Source organism: Variovorax sp. AC194, assembly GCF_979257995.1.
Map to the genome: position 1 here is coordinate 3,762,214 of NZ_OZ409823.1, position 17,209 is coordinate 3,779,422.

Sequence of the window (17,209 nt, forward strand, 5' to 3'; positions counted from 1 at the left end):
TTGGCGGCATTGTCCGACGCGCGGCAGGGCTGGCCGTGTCGGCGAAAGCCCCGTCCGCGCTCGCAGAATGCGCGCATGGCCGTTCCTTCCGCCACGCTCGCCACCCTCTTGCTTGCCGCGTTGGCGGGCGGCTGCGAACTCGGCGAGCGCGACCTGCCCTACGGCAATGCGCCCTCGGCCCAACGCATCGCCGGCCAGCGCCTGCTCGCGCAGTACCAGTGCGGCAGTTGCCACGCGATTCCCGATGTGCCGATCGCACAGGGCGCGGCCGGCCCGCCGCTCACCGCCTTCGGGCGGCGCAGCTACATCGCCGGCCGGGTGCCGAACCGCCCGGACACCCTGGCGAACTGGATCGTGGCGCCCGCCGCGCTGGTGCCCGGCACCGTGATGCCGGCCATGGGCGTGTCCCCCACCGATGCGCGCGACATGGCCGCCTACCTGCTCGCGCTCGAATGAGCAACGCGCCTTCGCAATCCGCACTGCAGGCCGCGGGGCCGGTCGCCGACACGCTGCTCGGCGTCACCGGCCTCCTGGTCGCGGGCGCGGCGGTGATCTTTCTCGGCGTGATGGCGCTGCTCGCGTTCGCGGCGCGCAGGCACGCCGGCACGTTGAACGCGCGCCTCTGGGTGATCGGCGGCGGCGTCGTCTTTCCGGTGGTGGTGCTGGCCGCGCTGTTCGCGTACAGCGAGTGGCACCGGCCGACATGGCGCGCCGTGCCGCCGAAAGACGCGCTCATCGTCGGCATCACCGCGCACATGTGGTGGTGGGAGGTGCGCTACCGCGATCCGGCCACGGGCGCGGAGATCGCGACCGCCAACGAGATCCGCATTCCCGTCGGGCGGCCCGTGTATTTCGGCCTGGGCAGCGCGGACGTGATCCACAGCTTCTGGGTGCCCGCGCTGGGCGGCAAGATGGACATGCTGCCCGGCCGCGTGCAGCACCTGCTGCTGCAGGCCGACCGGCCCGGCACGTACCGCGGGCAGTGCGCCGAATACTGCGGCGAGCAGCATGCGCGCATGGCGCTGCACGTGGTGGCCGAGGCGCCGTCCGCGTTCGATGCGTGGCTCGCGGCACAGGCCAAGCCTGCCGGGCCACCTTCGTCACCCGGCATCGAACGCGGCCGCGCGGCCTTCCTTGCGAACCGCTGCAACGCCTGCCACACGGTGCGCGGCGTGAGCGAAGAGAGCCGCCTCGGCCCCGACCTCACGCACGTCGGCAGCCGGCTTTATCTCGGCGCGGGCACGGTGCCCAACGACGCGGAGAACCTCGCCGCGTGGGTCGCCCACACGCAGCAGCTCAAGCCCGGCGCGCGCATGCCCTCGTCGGGCGAACGCATCGACGCGGCGACGCTGCAATCCATCGCCGAATGGCTCGGCCAACTGAAATGACCCAACCCACCGACCGCCCCGAAGGCGAACGCGAAGCGCTCGAGCGCGCGTGGCGCGCGCCGCGCGGCTGGCGCCTCTTCTCCGCGGTCAACAACACGCACATCGGCGTCTTCTACATCGCGACGGCGATGGTCTTCTTCGTGCTCGCGGGCATCCTCGCGCTGGTGATGCGTGCGCAGCTGGCCGTGCCGGGCAACGACCTCATCGGCGCGCAGACGTACAACCAGCTCTTCACGATGCACGGCACCGTGATGATGTTTCTCTTCGCGGTGCCGATCGTGGAAGCCATCGCGGTCTACCTGCTGCCGGGCATGCTGGGCGCGCGCGACCTGCCGTTTCCGCGGCTCTCGGCCTATGCGTTCTGGGCCTACGCGATCGGCGGCCTGGCGTTCTTCTGCACGATCTTCTTCGGCGAATCGCCCGACGGCGGCTGGTTCATGTACCCGCCGCTCACGAGCAAGGAATTCTCGCCCGGCCGCGGCGCGGACTGGTGGCTGCTGGGCATCGGCTTCATCGAGATCTCGGCCATCGCGGGCGCCATCGAGCTGATCATCGGCATCCTCTTCACGCGCGCGCCGGGCATGACGCTCATGCGCATGCCGGTGTTCGCATGGGCCATGCTGGTGAGCGCGCTGATGATCGTGTTCGCGTTCCCGGCGGTGATCGCGGCGACCACGCTGCTGGAACTGGAGCGCGCCTTCGACTGGCCCTTCTTCATTCCCGCGCGCGGCGGCGACCCGGTGCTGTGGCAGCACCTGTTCTGGTTCTTCGGGCATCCGGAGGTCTACATCATCTTCCTGCCCGCGGCCGGCATGGTGTCGGTGATGGTGGCCACGCTCGCGCGCACGCCACTGGTGGGCCACCGCGCGGTGGTGATGGCGCTCATCGGCGTGGGCGTGGTGAGCTTCCTGCTGTGGGCGCACCACATGTTCACCACGGGCCTGGGCAACGTCTCGATGGTGGTGGTGTCGGCGGCCAGCTTCATGGTGGCGATTCCGAGCGGCATGCAGGTGTTCGCGTGGATCGCCACTTTCTGGCGCGGCCGCGTCACGCTCGATGCGCCCACGCTCTTTCTGCTGGGCTTTCATTTCATCTTCGTGCTGGGCGGGCTCACGGGCGTGATGGTGGCGGTGCTGCCCTTCGACTGGCAGGCGCACGACAGCTATTTCATCGTGGCCCACCTGCACTACGTGTTGATCGGCGGCATGGTGTTTCCGGTGTTCGCGGGCTTCTACTACTGGGCGCCGGTGTTCAACGGGCACCGGCTCTCGGAGCGCTGGGGCCGCTGGGTGTTCGGGCTGATGTTCGGCGGCTTCAACCTCGCGTTCTTTCCGATGCACATCGCGGGCCTCATAGGCATGCCGCGCCGCATCTACACCTACCCGGGCGATCTCGGCTGGAACGGGCTCAACATGGCCTCGACCGTGGGCGCCTTCGTGCTCGCGGCGGGCGTGCTGCTGTTCTTCATCGACGCGGCGCGCACGCTGCGACGCCCCGAGCAGGACCACGGCAACCCCTGGGGCGCGGGCACGCTCGAATGGCTGCCGCCGCGCGACTACGGCGTGCGCAGCATTCCCGAGGTGGATTCGCTCTATCCGCTGTGGCGCGAGCCCGCGCTGCCCGAAGAGGTCGAGGCCGGGCGGCACTGGTTGCCGGGCACCGTCTTCGGCGGACGCGAAACACTCGTCACCAGCATGCGCGATGCGCGCCCCCTGCACCTGCTGCGCCTGCCGACCGATGGCTGGTGGCCGGTCGTCGCGGCCGTGGGCACGGCCGGATTCTTCCTGCTGCTGACCGCATCGCAGGCGGTGCTCGCCTTCGCCTTCGGGCTGCTCGCGATCGTCGCCATCCTGCGCTGGCTCTGGGAATCCGACCAGCCGCCGCCCACCGCCACGGCCGATGTCGGCCACGGCGTGCGGCTGCCCGTGGGCGCCACGGGACGGGCATCGCATTCGTGGTGGGCGGTGATCGTGCTGATCGCGGTGGACATGACGATCTTCGTGTCCTTCCTGTTCGCGCACATCCACCTGTCGATGGCCGCCGAGGTGTGCCCGCCGCCCGGCGCGGCGCTGCCGCCGCTGCGCTGGCCGCTCGCATCGATGCTGTTGCTGCTGCTGGGCTCCGCCGGCATGGCGGTGGCGGTGCGCATGCTGAAACAGGGTGGCCAGGGCACCGTGCGGCTGCTGACGGCGTTCGCCCTGCTTTGCGCGGCGTGCGCGCTCGGGTTCGAGCTCACGGGCCACTGGAAGGCGGGCCTCGATCCGCGCGACCAGGCGTGGAGCGCGACCGTGGGCATGCTGCTCGGCTACCAGGCCTTCCACGTCGCGGTGCTGATGCTCATGGGCGGCTATGTGCTCGCGCGCTCGTGGACCGGCAAGCTGCAGCCCGCGGCGCGCGCGACGCTCGACAACACCGCGCTGATGTGGCACTGCGTCACTGCGCAGGGCCTCATCGGCGCGCTCACGGTGCAGCTGGTGCCGGTGGTGCTTGGTTGATCAATGGCGAAGTGCCGATGACCAGCGCCGCCCACGGCATGTGGCGGAAGGCGTCGGTCAGGCGCACGGCACCGGCTTCGGCAGCGATGGTTTCGCCAGTCAGCAGATTGCCGAGTGTGGTGGCACCGAGCCCTGAAGGCAGGCGCACCGTCGTGCCGTTCCATGTCGCCCCGTCCGGCAGCGCGGGCGCGGCGTCCTCATCGGCACCGCCACCCGAGAGCCCAACGAACAACCGCCCCGCAAGGACCACCAGCACCTGGCCTTCATGCCGGCGCGCGAACGCCACGACATGCTTCGCCAGCGGCCCTTCGACCGTCAACGGCTCGTAGCTGCCCTCGCGGAACAGCAACGGCTGCGCGCGCCGCAGCGACAGCAACCGCCAGATGAACCAGAGCTTCGCGTCCCCATCGTGCGGCGCCCGGGCCATCGCCCCCACGCGCGCGGCAAGACCGTTTTCGTCGGCCATCGCATGCAGCGCATCGAGCCGTTGCTGCCGCAGCGCGTAGTCCACCGGCCGCCGGTTGTCCGGATCGACCAGGCTCAGCTCGATGAGCTCGCTGCCCTGGTACAGGTCGGGCACGCCCGGCGAGCCGTATTTCAGCAGCGTGAGCGTGAGGCTGTTCCATGCGCCGAACCACGCGAGCCGGTCGGCCAGCCGCTGGATGCCCGGCAGGCAGGCGCCCTCCTCCTCCGCATCCGCGGTGGGCGCCAGGAGCTCGCGCACGAAGTTCTCCAGCGCCGCTTCGTAGTCGGCATCGGGCTGGGTCCAGCGCGTGCGCAGCTTGGATTCGCGCGCGGCCTTCTGCATGTACTGCCAGATTCGGTCGGCATAGCCGGGGCGGTCGGCATAACCGGGCGCCGTTTCGGCATCGAGCCCGCCCAGCGGCAAGGTGCCCAGCAGCGTCTGGTACAGCAGGTATTCGTCGGCGCGCGACGGCGCCTCCCCGCCCGCGAGCTTCTTGCGCGCGCCGCGGCACAGGCCATGCCAGCGCGTCAGCGCCAGCATCCACTCGTTGGGCATTTCGGAGAGCACGTCGATGCGGTTGCGCACATCTTCCGAGCGCTTGTTGTCGTGCGTCGAAGTGGCCAGCATCGTGTGCGGCCAGCGCAGCGCGCGGTCGGCGCTCAGCGCGTGGAATTGCTCCACCTCGATGCCGAAGAGATCCGGTTCGCCGCCCACTTCGTTGAGCGCGCTCAGCGGAAAGTAGCGGTAGAACGCCGTGTCTTCCACGCCCTTGGCCGCCACCGGCGCACTGAACTGCTGGAAGCGCAGCGCGAAGCGGCGCACCCGCTCGCCCAGCGCCGGCGGCGCCGACACGACGGCCGCCCCGCGCAGCGCGCTGCGCACGAAATCGAAGATCGACCGGTCGGCATCGCCGCTCTGCCGCGCCGCCTCGTTCACGGCCTCGTCGATGAAGCGCGCGTCCTGCGCCGAAGGCCCTTCGACGATGTAGGTGCGGTAGACCGGCATGCACGCGGCGACCTCGGCCAGCGCGCGCCGCAGCGCATTGAGCGTGTAGTCGCGCGTGCTGCGGTCGGCCCGGGCGATGCGCAGCAGTTCGCTGGAGAGCACGTTCAGTTCCGATGAGAGCGCGTTGCGCATCACCTCACGCCGGCCCGCGCGGCAGATCGAAGCGAAGTCGTCCATCTCGCCCGTGAAGCGCTGCCACGCGTGCACCACGGCGGCCTCGGCGGTGGTGTCGATCAGCACGCCGTTGGCCACGTTCGCGAATCGGTAGCCGGTGGTGCCGTGCACATGCCAGCTGTCGGGCACTTCCTCGTGCGCGCCGGCGATCTTCTCGGCCACCACGTACAGCGGCCGCGCGGGCCGGCCGTCGGCCTCGTGCGTGGGCAGCACGAGGCCCGCGCGGCGCGCGTAGCCTTCCTGGAGCTGGCGGAAGTACGCCGCCGGGTCGTAGAGCCCGTCGGGGTGGTCGATGCGAAGGCCGTCCACCAGGCCCGAAGCCGCAAGGTCGAGCGCGAAAGATTGCGTCGCCTCGAACACCTCGTCGCGCTCCATGCGCACGGCCGCGAGGTCGTTGATGTCGAAGAAGCGGCGGTAGTTGATTTCGTCCGCCGCCACCCGCCAATGCGCGAGCCGGTAGGCCTGCGCCTCGATGAGCCGGTGCAGCGCGTCGCGGGCGTTGGGCTGGGCGAGGTTCAGTTCGGCCACCGAGGCCACGAGCGCCTGCGCGACCGAGGGGTGCTGCCGCGCCAGGCGCGCAAGCCGGGCCTTGAGCAGCTCCTTGTCGCGCACGCGTTCGGCCTGCGCCTCCGGATCGCTCGTGCCGCGCGGCGGCAGGTGCCCGAACGCGGTGGCAAGGCTCGCGAGCCGCGCCGCCGCGGTGCCATCGCCAAGCCGCGAGAGCGCGCGTCCGAGCACCGCCGGATAGCTCTCGGGCGCGAGCGGAAAGCGGTGGTCGTAGTAGCCGATGGCGAAACTGCCGGTGGCGTCTTCGAAGCGCAGCACCAGCTCGCCGTTGTCCAGCGCCTCGCCGTAGTGCACGCCGAGGATCGGCAGCAGCACCTTGCCGGTGAGCTCGACGTTCAGCGGCTGCCAGTCGATGTCGAAGTGCTGCGCGTAGCGCGAGGCGGGGCCGTTCTCCAGCACGTCCATCCACCAGGCGTTGTCGGCGCCGAACACGCCCATGTGGTTGGGCACCATGTCCAGCAGCTGGCCGAGGCCGTGGGCCTTGAGCGCCGCGACGAAGCGCGCAAAGCCCTCCTCGCCGCCGAGCTCGGGGTTGACCTCGGCATGCGCGACCACGTCGTATCCGTGCATGCTGCCCGCGCGGGCGCGCTGGATGGGCGAGCAGTACACGTGGCTCACGCCGAGCTTGGCGAGGTACGGCAGCACGCGGATCGCGTCGTCGAAGCCGAAGTCCTTGTGGAACTGCAGCCGGTAGGTGGCACGCGGCACACGGGTCTGCAGGCCGGCCGGCGCGCTCCCCTCGGCGGTTGCCACCGGGCGCGGCCGCGCCGCGCGCAAGGCCTCGCCGATGCCGCGCATGCGCTCGCTGCCGGCCAATGCCGTTGTCGCCTCGGGCAGCTTGCGGCGCCAGTTGGGGTGCTGTTCGACCGTGCCCGGCATGTTGGCCTGCGCCACCACGCCGGCCACGTCCTCGAGCTGCACCATCATCAGCGCCGAGGGCGCGGTGGCCAGGAAGGCATGCGCCGCTTCGGCGATGCGGGCGGACGGCAGGGCCAAACCTGCGGCCTCCCCCACTTCTTCGCGCGACACCAGCCCGGCCTGCTGCAAGGCCTGCATCAGCGCGATGCGCTCCTGCATCCGGTCCGCGAGCTGCTTGTCGAAGATGGCCGGGTCGGGGAACAGGTCGAGCGCCAATCGCTCGCGCAGGTCGTTGGCGGTCCACCAGCCCGCGAAGGTCGCGAGGTCGTGCGTGCTGATCGCCACCAGCGCGGCCGGCGGATAGGTCTCGGGCGGCTTGAAACCGCCGTCCCGCTGCTTCTCGAAATACAGCAGGCGGTACGACAGCACATCGGCCTTCGCGAGCGCATCGCGCACCGCGTCCTCGACCGTGCCAAGGTCTTCGCCCACCACCATGCAGCGGTGCCGGTGGCTTTCGATCGCCACGATGGCGAGCATCTCGTCCAGCGGGTAGTAGACGTAGGCGCCCTCGGTCGCATCGCGGTCCGGCGGAATCCAGAACAGGCGCATGAGGCCCATCACATGGTCGATGCGCAGCGCCCCCGCGCCGCGCATGCCGGCGCGCAGCGTCTCGGTGAAGAAGCGGTAGCCGTCCGCGCGCAGGCGGTCCGGCCGCAGCGGCGGCAGGCCCCAGCGCTGGCCGGCGGGGTTGAATTCGTCCGGAGGCGCGCCGACGCTGGCGCCCTCCGCAAAGACCTGCTGCGCGCCCCACACGTCGGAGCCCGCGCGTTCGACCGAAACGGCCAGATCCACGTAGAGGCCCACGCCCATGCCGAGTGCATCGCAGCGCGCAGCGGCGCGTGCCAGCTGGCGACTGGCCAGCCATTGCAGGAACTGGTGGTACTGCACGCGCTCGGCGTTGGCGATCGCGAAGGCCGTCACCTCGGCCGAATCGGGGTCGCGGTAGGCATCGGGCCAGGCATGCCAGTCCCATGCGCCGCCCTCGGTGGCGAGAAAGTGGGCCTGCAGCGTTTCGAACAGCGCGTGCTGGCGCAGCGCCTCGCCGCGCTCCGCGACGAAGGCCTGGAACTCGCGGCCGGTGTCGTCGGGCGCCGACTCCGGCGGCAGATGCCGTGCGCGGAAATCATCGAACAGCATCTCCAGCACTTCGAACTTGGCCGCGGCAACGCCGGTGTAGTCCACCAGCGGCGTCGCGCGCAAGGCCGCGAGCCGCGCCTGGAAGTCGGGCGAACGCACCCGCTCGACGGCCGGCGTGCACTCCGCGAAACCTTCCACCGCCTCCACGTCGATGTAGAGCACGTTGAGCTGCTGGCGCGACGACGGGCTGTAAGGGCTCGTGTGCAGCGGCGTGCTCGCGAACAGCGCGTGCAGCGGGTTGAGGCCGATGAGGTCGGCGCCCTGCGCGGCCATCTGCACGGCCAGTTCTTCCAGGTCGCTGAAGTCGCCGATGCCCCAGTTGCGCGGCGAGCGCAGGCTGTACAGCTGCACCGCGGTGCCCCAGACGCGCCCGCCGTCGCGCACCGCGGGCGGGCGGTAGCAACGCCCGGGCGTGGCGAGCACGAGCGTTTCGCCGCGCAGGCCTTCGATGCGCAGCCGGTGGTAGCCCGCCTCGAGCGCTAGCGGTATCCGCAAGGTGCGCTCGCTCAGTGCGGCACCATCGTTTTCTGCGCGGCCGGTTTCGGCCAATGCATCGACGTCGATCTCGCCTTCCCGATCGCACCCCTGCTCATCGCCGAGTTGCCAGCGCACGCGCCGCATCGACAGGGGCAGGCGCAAGGGCACCGACCATGCGGCGCTCCCGGCCTGCACCACCAGCACCGGCGGCAGCGCCTCGGCGCGTTGCGCGCGGCGTGCCACGTCGAGCGCTGGGCCCGCGTCCGCCACGCTGTCCAGGCGCACGCCGAACTCGGCCAGCAGCGCGATCAGGCTCTGCGCGGCGGCCTCCTGCCGCACGCCGAAAGCGTCGAAGTAACCGGTCGCGATGCCGTGGTGTTCACAAAGCTGTCTCAGGTCGCCAGTGACGTGTCTTGGCTCATTCACCATGCACGGCCTCCAGCGTCACATGCACCGCACCGCGCGCCAGTTGCTGCGCGTCGTCGTGCGCCTGCACGCCCTCGCTGTGGATCACCTCGCCGGGCGGCAGCTCGATGCCCTGCGCCGGCTGTGCGCCGAAATGGGCCAGCATGTGCAGCCGCATCGGCGGCGCGCCCTCGGCCTCGGGCTCCAGGTCCCATTGCACCCGGAGCGTGTCGTTCTCGCAGCGGTAGATGCCCGCGCCTGTCATGCCGGCGAGCCGCGGAACGATGTAGCGATGGCGCAGGCCCAGCAGATGCTGCACCTCGCTGAGCCGAGAGAAATGCGCGCGCGTTCCGCGCTCGCGCCAGCGCAGCTTCGACGCGAGGAAAGTCGCCTCGGCATTCGGGTCCGGAATGCGCGCGCGGGCCGCTTCGTCCTTGAACGCCGCGAACCCGCCGAACTCCGAGCGCCGGCCTTCGGACACCGCGGCCGCCAGGTCGGGCCCGAAGTCGCAAAAATACTGGAACGGCGTGGAGGCCGCGAACTCGTCGCCCATGAACAGCATCGGCACATGCGGCGACAGCAAGAGGCACGCCATGGCCGCGCGCACCGGCACCGGGTCGCCCAGCGCGTGGATGCGCTCGCCGAACGCGCGGTTGCCCACCTGGTCGTGCGTCTGCAGGAACGACACGAAGGCCTGCGGCGGCAGTCGCGTGCTCGGCTCGCCGCGCCGCTCGCCCTGGCGGAACGCCGAGGGCTGCCCCTGGTAGATGAAGCCCTCGGCCAGCGCCAGCGCGAAGCGGCACACCGGGTCGTCGGCATAGTCGGCGTAGTAGCCGTCGCGCTCGCCGGTGGCCAGCACGTGCACCGCGTGGTGCAGGTCGTCGTTCCACTGCGCGGTGCCGGCCACGGGCAGGCCGCGGCCGTCGCGCATCAGCATCGAAGACTGGTTGGTGTCGTTCTCCAGCACCAGGTGCACGTGGCGCTCGCGCGCGGGGCCCGCGTCGATCGCCTCGCGGATCTCGCGCACGATGTGCGGCTGTGTCTCGTCGTGGATGGCGTGGATCGCGTCCATGCGCAGGCCGTCGAAGCGGAACTCCTCGATCCAGTAGAGCGCGTTGTGGATGAAGAAATCGCGCACCGTGCGCGCGCCCGGTCCGTCGAAGTTGATCGCGGAACCCCAGGGCGTCTTGTGCCCCGCGTTGAAGAACTCCGGGCAGTAGGCATGCAGGTAGTTGCCCTCCGGGCCGAAGTGGTTGTAGACCACGTCCAGCAGCACCATCAGCCCGAGCGAATGGGCGGTGTCCACCAGCGCCTTCAGCTCGTCCGGTGTGCCGTAGGAGGCATCGGGCGCGAACTGCAGCACGCCGTCGTAGCCCCAGTTGCGGCGACCCGGAAAGTCCGCAAGCGGCATGAGCTCGATGGCGGTGATGCCGAGCTCGGCGAGCGCGGCCAACCGCTCGCGCGCGGCATTGAAGCTGCCCTCCTCGGTGAAGGTGCCGATGTGCAGTTCGTAGACCACCGCCTCTTCCCACGGCCGGCCGCGCCAGGCATCGTCGGTCCATGCGAAGCGCGCCGGGTCGGTCACCACGCTCGGGCCGTGCACGTCGTCGGGGTTGAAGCGCGAGGCCGGGTCGGGCACGCGCGTGCCGTCCGCGAGCCGGTAGCTGTAGCTGTCGCCGGGCTTCGCATCGGGCACCGTCAGGCGATGCCAGCCGCCTTCGCGCGTCATCGGCAGTGACGCGGATCGGTGTTCGAGCACGATGGTTTCCGCGGAGGGCGCCCAGAGCGCGAACGCCACGCCTTCAGCCCGCGCCGTGGCGCCGAACGGCATGCGATGCGAACGGGCGCTCATGGCCGCACGTCCGGCCGGCTCATCACCACGAGCGAGCGGCACTGCAGCGGATAGGCCGCCTCGCCCCACGCCGGCGCGAGCGACGCAGCGTCCTCGGTGGTGGGCGGTGGCGAATTGCTCGCGGTGTCCACCAGCAGCCGCCAGGCGCCGTGCGGCATCGGCGGCAGCGTGAAGGCGATCTCGTCGTGGTGGGCGTTCATCAGCACCAGGAAGTCGTCGTCGTGCTGCACCTCGCCGCGCGGCCCGCGGTCGGCGATGCCGCCGCCGGGGATGTACATCGCGATGCAGCGGGCGTTGCTGTCGTTCCAGTCCTCCGGCTGCATTTCGGCGCCGTCGGGCTTGAGCCAATACACGTCGGTGACCGTCTCGCCTTCGGCCGGCTTGCCCGCAAAGAAGGTGCGGCGCCGGAACGACGGGTGCGCGCGGCGCAGCGCGATCACGCGCTCCACGAAGGTCGCGAGCGCCAGGCGCTCGGGCGTGGGCGTCCAGTCGAGCCAGCCCAGTTCGTTGTCCTGGCAGTAGACGTTGTTGTTGCCCTGCTGCGTGTGGCCGCGCTCGTCGCCCGCCAGCAGCATCGGCACGCCCTGCGAGAGCAAGAGCGTGGCCAGCAGGTTGCGCTTCTGGCGCTCGCGCAGCGTGACCACCTCGGGGTCGTCGGTCGGCCCCTCGACGCCGCAGTTCCACGACACGTTGTGGCTGTTGCCGTCGCGGTTGTCCTCGCCGTTGGCCTCGTTGTGCTTGTCGTTGTAGGAGACCAGGTCGTGCAGCGTGAAGCCGTCGTGCGCGGTGATGAAGTTGATGCTGGCGCTGGGCCGCTTGCCCGACCAGCCGTACAGGTCCTCGGAGCCGGTGACGCGCTTGGCCACCTCGCCGATGAGCCCGCCGTCGCCCTTCCAGAAACCGCGCAGGCCGTCGCGGTACTGGTCGTTCCACTCGGCCCAGCCGAGCGGGAAATTGCCCACCTGGTAGCCGCCGTGGCCCAGGTCCCAGGGCTCGGCGATGAGCTTCACGCGGTTGAGCGTGGGGTCCTGCCGGATCGCATCGAAGAAGCCGCCCAGGTTTTCCACCTTGCCCGATTCGCGCGCGAGCGCCGAGGCCAGGTCGAAGCGGAAGCCATCGACGTGCATCTCCTCGGCCCAGTAGCGCAGCGAATCCATCACCAGCTGCAGCGCGTGCGGATGCTCCAGGTTCACGGTGTTGCCGCAGCCGGTGAAGTCGTCGTAGTAACGGCGGTTGTCCGCGTTGACGATGTAGTACGAGGCGTTGTCCACCCCGCGCATCGAGAGCGTCGGCCCGAGCTGGTTGCCCTCGCAGGTGTGGTTGTAGACCACGTCCAGGATCACCTCGATGCCCGCGGAATGCAGTGTCTTGACCATGGTCTTGAACTCCTTCACCTTGCCCGAGGCGCTGTAGCGCATTTCGGGGGCGAAGTAGCCGAAGGTGTTGTAGCCCCAGTAGTTCTGCAGGCCCTTCTCGGCCAGGTGCCGGTCGTTGAGGAAACTGTGCACAGGCAGCAGCTCGACGGTGGTCACGCCCAGGCGCTTGAGGTAATCGACCACCGGCGCGCAGCCCAGCGCCGCATAGGTGCCGCGCAGCTCGGGCGGCACGTCGGGGTGCGTCATGGTGAAGCCGCGCACGTGCATCTCGTAGATCACCATGTCCTGCCACGGTACCGAGGGACGGCGGTCGTCGCCCCAGGTGAAGGCGGTCTCCAGCACGCGGCCCTTGGGCATGAGCGGCGCGCTGTCACGGCGGTCGAACGAGAGGTCTTCGCGCTTGCTGCCGACGGTGTAACCGTAGAGCGCGTCGCCCCAGCGAAGATCTCCCACCAGGTCTTTCGCGTAGGGATCGAGCAGGAGCTTGTGCGGGTTGAAGCGATGGCCCTCTTCCGGCTTGTAGGGGCCGTGCACGCGGTAGCCGTAGGCCTGCCCCGGGCGCGCCTCGGGCAGGTAGCAGTGCCACACGCCGTCGGTGCGCTCGCGCATCGGAATGCGCTGCAGCTCCTGGCGGCCGCGCTCGTCGAAGAGGCACAGCTCCACCTTGGTGGAGTGCTGGGAGAACAGCGCGAAGTTCACGCCCGCCCCGTCCCAGGTGGCGCCGCGCGGATAAGGGCGGCCGGGCCAGACGGCCGTGATCGTTGGATTGGTTTTTCGTGTCATTCGGCGCGCCGGTGTTTCAGTCGTTCTTGCAGCAATTCATTCATCCATTCATTCGTTTGTTCTTCAACGTGGCGGACGGTCGTTGTCGAACCGCGGGGGGGTGCCGACGGGCGTAACCCCGGGCGTGGGGGCCTTGCCGTCCTTGATCTGCCGGGGCCACCAGCGCTCGATCTGTGCCTTGGCCCAGTCCTTTCCTGCGAGCCCGAATGCCAGAGCCAACGCAAAAACCACGCCCGCCAGGATCACCAGGAAACTCTCGCGCACGATGTCGCCGCCCACCTTGATCTGGTCGAGCGCGATCAGGATCACGAAGGCCATCACCGCGTACTGCGCGACCTTGCCGAAGAGCACGGCGTCCTGCATCTTCACGCCGCGGAAATAGCTGGCCACCGCCTCGCCCACGAAGCGCGCGAAGTACGAGCCGAAGGCCAGCACCAGCAGCGCCACGAACACGTTCGGCACGAACCAGACGATGCGGCCCAAGAGGTCCGCGATGTAGCTCAGCCCCATGCCGTTGAAGGCAATGAGGAGCGACGCCAGGATCACCAGCCAGTAGGTCAGGATGCCGAAGAGGCTGCTCGTGTCGCCCGCCAGGCCGCCCTGGCGCAGGAAGTTGTCCAGGCCCGCGCGCTCGGTGAGCACGTTGAAGTTGATGGCGCGCAGCGCCTTGGTCACCGCGAAGCGGGCCGCCTTGGCGACGAGCCAGCCGACGATGACCACCACCACCCCGATCAGCAGGCGCGGGATGAATGCGCCGACCTGGTAGAGGATGGCGCGCAGCGGCTCCAGGTGAATGCCGAAATTTTCCATGGTGCGTTGTTCCTCGATGTCGTTTCGTCAGGTCGGGTCGGGTCAGGCGCGCGCCGGCTGGATCAGCGCGAGCACGCCGTGCAGCGGAACCTGCGCCCAGTCGGTGCGGTTGTTCAGTTCGTAGCGCAGCTCGTAGAGCGCCTTCTCCAGCTCGAACAGCGCGAGCAGTTCGGTGTCCACGGCGTCGCCGTAGCCGGCCAGGAAGGCGTCGCGCGTGGCGCGCTCCCAGGCGATGGCCGGGGCAGCGAGCCGCTCGGCCTCGTCGGGACTCTGCGCCACCCGGCGCAGCGCCGACCAGCGCGCATAGTTGAACGAGCGCAGCATGCCCGCCACGTCGCGCAGCGGCGAGCTCTTGGTGCGGCGCTCCTCGAAGGTGCGCGCGGGCTCGCCCTCGAAGTCGATGATGACGAAGTCGTTGTCCTTCACCAGCACCTGGCCCAGGTGGTAATCGCCGTGGTAGCGCGTCTTGATGCCGGCGCCTTCGACCGGATGGCGCGATGCGATGCCCGCCTGCAGTGCATCGGCCGCGGCGAGCAGCGTGCGCCCGTCGGCCTGCGCGGCCGGCGGCAGCAGCTCGATGCGTTCGCGCAGCAGCGCGAGCGTGGCCGTGGCGTCGCTGGCCGCATGCGTCTTGAAGCCCGCGAAATCGGCGGTCGCCAGCGGCTCGGGGTCGAAGGCCGCGGCGCCGGTGCGCGCGGCGAGCGCATGGTGCAGCTCGGCCGTGCGCCGCCCCAGCGTGGCCATGAGCGCGAGGAAGCCGCCGTGCACGTCGGCCACTTCGGGCCCGTCGGGCGCGCTGCCGTCGGTGGTGGCCACGTCGCGCAGGAACCGCTCCAGGTACCCCAGCGTGTAGTCCCAGCCGTCGCCCTGGTTGGCCATGTAGCTCTGCACCATCGCGAGCGTCATGGTGCGGCCGTCGTTGGTCATGTATTCGAGCGCGCCGAGCACCGGCACGCAGTTCGGATAGCGCGCCACCTCGGTGAGGAAGCGGCCCATCTCCAGCTCGGGGTTGATGCCCTCGCGCACATGGCGATAGCCCTTGAGGAACAAGGTTTCGTTCAGCGTGACCACCGTGTTGCTGCTCACGCCGCTCGGGCGGCCGACCGGCAACGCGTCGATGTCCACGGCCACCTGGGCAAACGCGGCCGTCGGCCTGAAGACCAGCTTGCCGTTGGCGGTGGGCAGTTCGGCGCCCCGGCCGATGATGCGCACCAACTCGCGGCAGAAGGCCTCGTCGTAGAAGGCATCGCCCATGAGCCCCACCTGCGCCTGCTGGCGGATGCGGGCGATGGCGGCCTGCGCCACGCCGGCCATGCGCTCTTCGTCGCGCTCTTCCCAGGCGAGCGCGAGCGGCATGAAGTAGGTCGCGCCGCCGGGCGGGCCGTCCAGGTCGAGCAGCGGCAGCAGCCAGCTCTGGCCGTTGGCCTCCCACACCGCGTGGTCGACCAGTCGCGCGCGCTGGATGGCGGTGCCCTTGGACGCGTACCAGCGCTGGATCTCGATGTGGCGCGGCAGCGTCTCCAGCTCGAACTGGTTGCGCATGCGCTCGGACATGCCGATACGCCAGGGCATCACGCGCTCGCGGAAGAAGCTGGTCCACCCGTCGAACAGCACCAGCGTGGGCCACTCCTGCAGCGCCACGCCCTGCTCGTGCCAGCTGGGCGCATCGGCCTCGGCCGTGAGCTTGAACCAGTAGAAGCCGTACGACGACAGCGTGAGCAGGTACGGCAACTCGCCGATCGGCGGAAACGGCGCGCGGCCCAGCATCTCGATCGGCACGAACCCCTTGAACTCCGAGAGGTCCAGCTCCACCGGCTGCGCGGCGCGCGAGAGGTTGAACACCGTGAGGATCACGTCGCCGTCGTGCTCGCTCAAATACGCGAGGATCTTGCGGTTGCCCGGTTTCAGGAACCGCCGCTTGCCGCGCCCGAAGGCATGGCTGGTCTTGCGCACCGCGAGCATGCGCTTGGTCCAGTTCAGGAGCGAGCTGCTGTCGCGCGTCTGCGTCTCCACGTTGAGCGCCTCGTAGCCGAACATCGGGTCCATGATCGGCTGCAGGTACAGGCGCTGCGGGTCGGCGCGGGAGAACCCGGCGTTGCGGTCGGGGCTCCACTGCATGGGCGTGCGCACGCCGTTGCGGTCGCCCACGAACACGTTGTCGCCCATGCCGATCTCGTCGCCGTAATAGATGATGGGCGAGCCCGGCATCGACAGCAGCATGCCGTTCATGAGCTTGACGCGGTCCAGGTCGTTTTCCATCAGCGGCGCCAGGCGCCGGCGGATGCCCAGGTTGATGCGCGCGCGCGTGTCGGCCGCGTACATGGTGTACATGTAGTCGCGCTCCTTGCTGGTCACCATCTCCAGCGTGAGCTCGTCGTGGTTGCGCAGAAAAATCGCCCACTGGCAGCCCTCGGGAATGTCGGGCGTCTGCGCCATGATTTCCACGATCGGGTGCCGGTCTTCCTGCGCGATGGCCATGTACATCCGCGGCATCAGCGGGAAGTGGTACGCCATGTGGCACTCGTCGCCGTCGCCGAAATATTCGCGCACGTCCTCGGGCCACATGTTGGCCTCGGCCAGCAGGAACCGGTTCTTGTACTGCGCATCGATGGCCGCGCGCAGCCGCTTGATCACCGCGTGCGTCTCGGGCAGGTTCTCGTTGCTGGTGCCGTCGCGCTCCACGAGATACGGAATGGCGTCCAGCCGGAAGCCGTCCACGCCCATGTCGAGCCAGAACTTCATCGTCTTGAGGATCGCCTCCATCACCGCCGGGTTGTCGAAATTCAGGTCCGGCTGGTGGCTGAAGAAGCGGTGCCAGAAGTACTGCTTGGCCACCGGGTCCCAGGTCCAGTTGGAGGTTTCGGTGTCGGTGAAGATGATCCGCGTGCCCTGGTAGATCTGGTCGGTGTCGCTCCACACATAGAAGTCGCGCTCGGGCGAACCGGGCGGCGCCAGGCGCGCGGCCTTGAACCACGGGTGCTCGTTCGAGGTGTGGTTGATGACCAGCTCGGTGATCACGCGCAGGCCCCGCTTGTGCGCCTCGGCCAGCATCTCGCGGAAGTCGTCCAGCGTGCCGTACTGCGGGTGCACGTCCTCGTACTCGGAGATGTCGTAGCCGTCGTCGCGCAGCGGCGACGGATAGAACGGCATGAGCCAGATGGTGTTGACGCCCAGCTCCTTCACATAGTCGAGCTTGGCGGTGACGCCCCGGAAGTCGCCCATGCCGTCGTTGTTGGAGTCGAAGAAGGCCTTGACGTTGAGCTGGTAGATCACCGCGTCGCGGTACCACAGCGGATCGTCGCTGTTGTCGATCTCGACGGTTTCCAGCGCGATGTGGGAGACGGGTGCGTTCATGT

Annotated in this window: 8 protein-coding genes; 3 read left to right on the forward strand and 5 right to left on the reverse strand. The window is 69.5% G+C overall.

The window, feature by feature from the left end; genetic code table 11:
* Window positions 1-75 precede the first annotated feature (75 nt).
* From ACZYRS_RS17950 to ctaD, 3 genes are read left to right on the forward strand one after another with little or no spacing between them, the layout of a single operon-like run.
* Window positions 76-456 (forward strand): c-type cytochrome, encoded by a 381-nt coding sequence (locus ACZYRS_RS17950; RefSeq protein ID WP_463420331.1) that lies wholly within the window; start codon window positions 76-78, stop codon window positions 454-456.
* Window positions 453-1,388 (forward strand): cytochrome c oxidase subunit II, encoded by a 936-nt coding sequence (coxB, locus tag ACZYRS_RS17955; RefSeq protein ID WP_463420332.1) that lies wholly within the window; start codon window positions 453-455, stop codon window positions 1,386-1,388. The genes ACZYRS_RS17950 and coxB overlap by 4 nt, the downstream gene beginning before the upstream one ends.
* Window positions 1,385-3,883, forward strand: a complete 2,499-nt coding sequence (gene ctaD, locus ACZYRS_RS17960; RefSeq protein WP_463420333.1) for a cytochrome c oxidase subunit I — start codon at window positions 1,385-1,387, stop codon at window positions 3,881-3,883. Before coxB ends, ctaD begins: the two co-directional genes overlap by 4 nt.
* Here ctaD and ACZYRS_RS17965 read toward each other — a convergent pair.
* The 5 genes from ACZYRS_RS17965 to treS form a co-directional block, all read right to left on the reverse strand.
* Window positions 3,849-9,056 (reverse strand): malto-oligosyltrehalose synthase, encoded by a 5,208-nt coding sequence (locus ACZYRS_RS17965; protein WP_463420334.1) that lies wholly within the window; start codon window positions 9,054-9,056, stop codon window positions 3,849-3,851. The genes ctaD and ACZYRS_RS17965 overlap by 35 nt on opposite strands.
* Complete coding sequence (gene treZ, locus ACZYRS_RS17970) at window positions 9,046-10,884, reverse strand: malto-oligosyltrehalose trehalohydrolase (RefSeq protein WP_463420335.1); 1,839 nt, start codon at window positions 10,882-10,884, stop codon at window positions 9,046-9,048. Before treZ ends, ACZYRS_RS17965 begins: the two co-directional genes overlap by 11 nt.
* The gene (glgX, locus tag ACZYRS_RS17975) at window positions 10,881-13,043 is read right to left on the reverse strand and encodes a glycogen debranching protein GlgX (protein ID WP_463420336.1); all 2,163 of its coding nucleotides are present in this window, start codon (window positions 13,041-13,043) and stop codon (window positions 10,881-10,883) included. The genes treZ and glgX overlap by 4 nt, the downstream gene beginning before the upstream one ends.
* A gap of 63 nt (window positions 13,044-13,106) precedes the next feature.
* Complete coding sequence (locus ACZYRS_RS17980) at window positions 13,107-13,853, reverse strand: mechanosensitive ion channel family protein (RefSeq protein WP_463420337.1); 747 nt, start codon at window positions 13,851-13,853, stop codon at window positions 13,107-13,109.
* 42 nt (window positions 13,854-13,895) lie between these two features.
* Entirely contained in the window at window positions 13,896-17,207 is a 3,312-nt protein-coding gene (gene treS / locus ACZYRS_RS17985) for a maltose alpha-D-glucosyltransferase (RefSeq protein WP_463420338.1), read from the reverse strand.
* Between the last annotated feature and the right edge of the window lie 2 nt (window positions 17,208-17,209).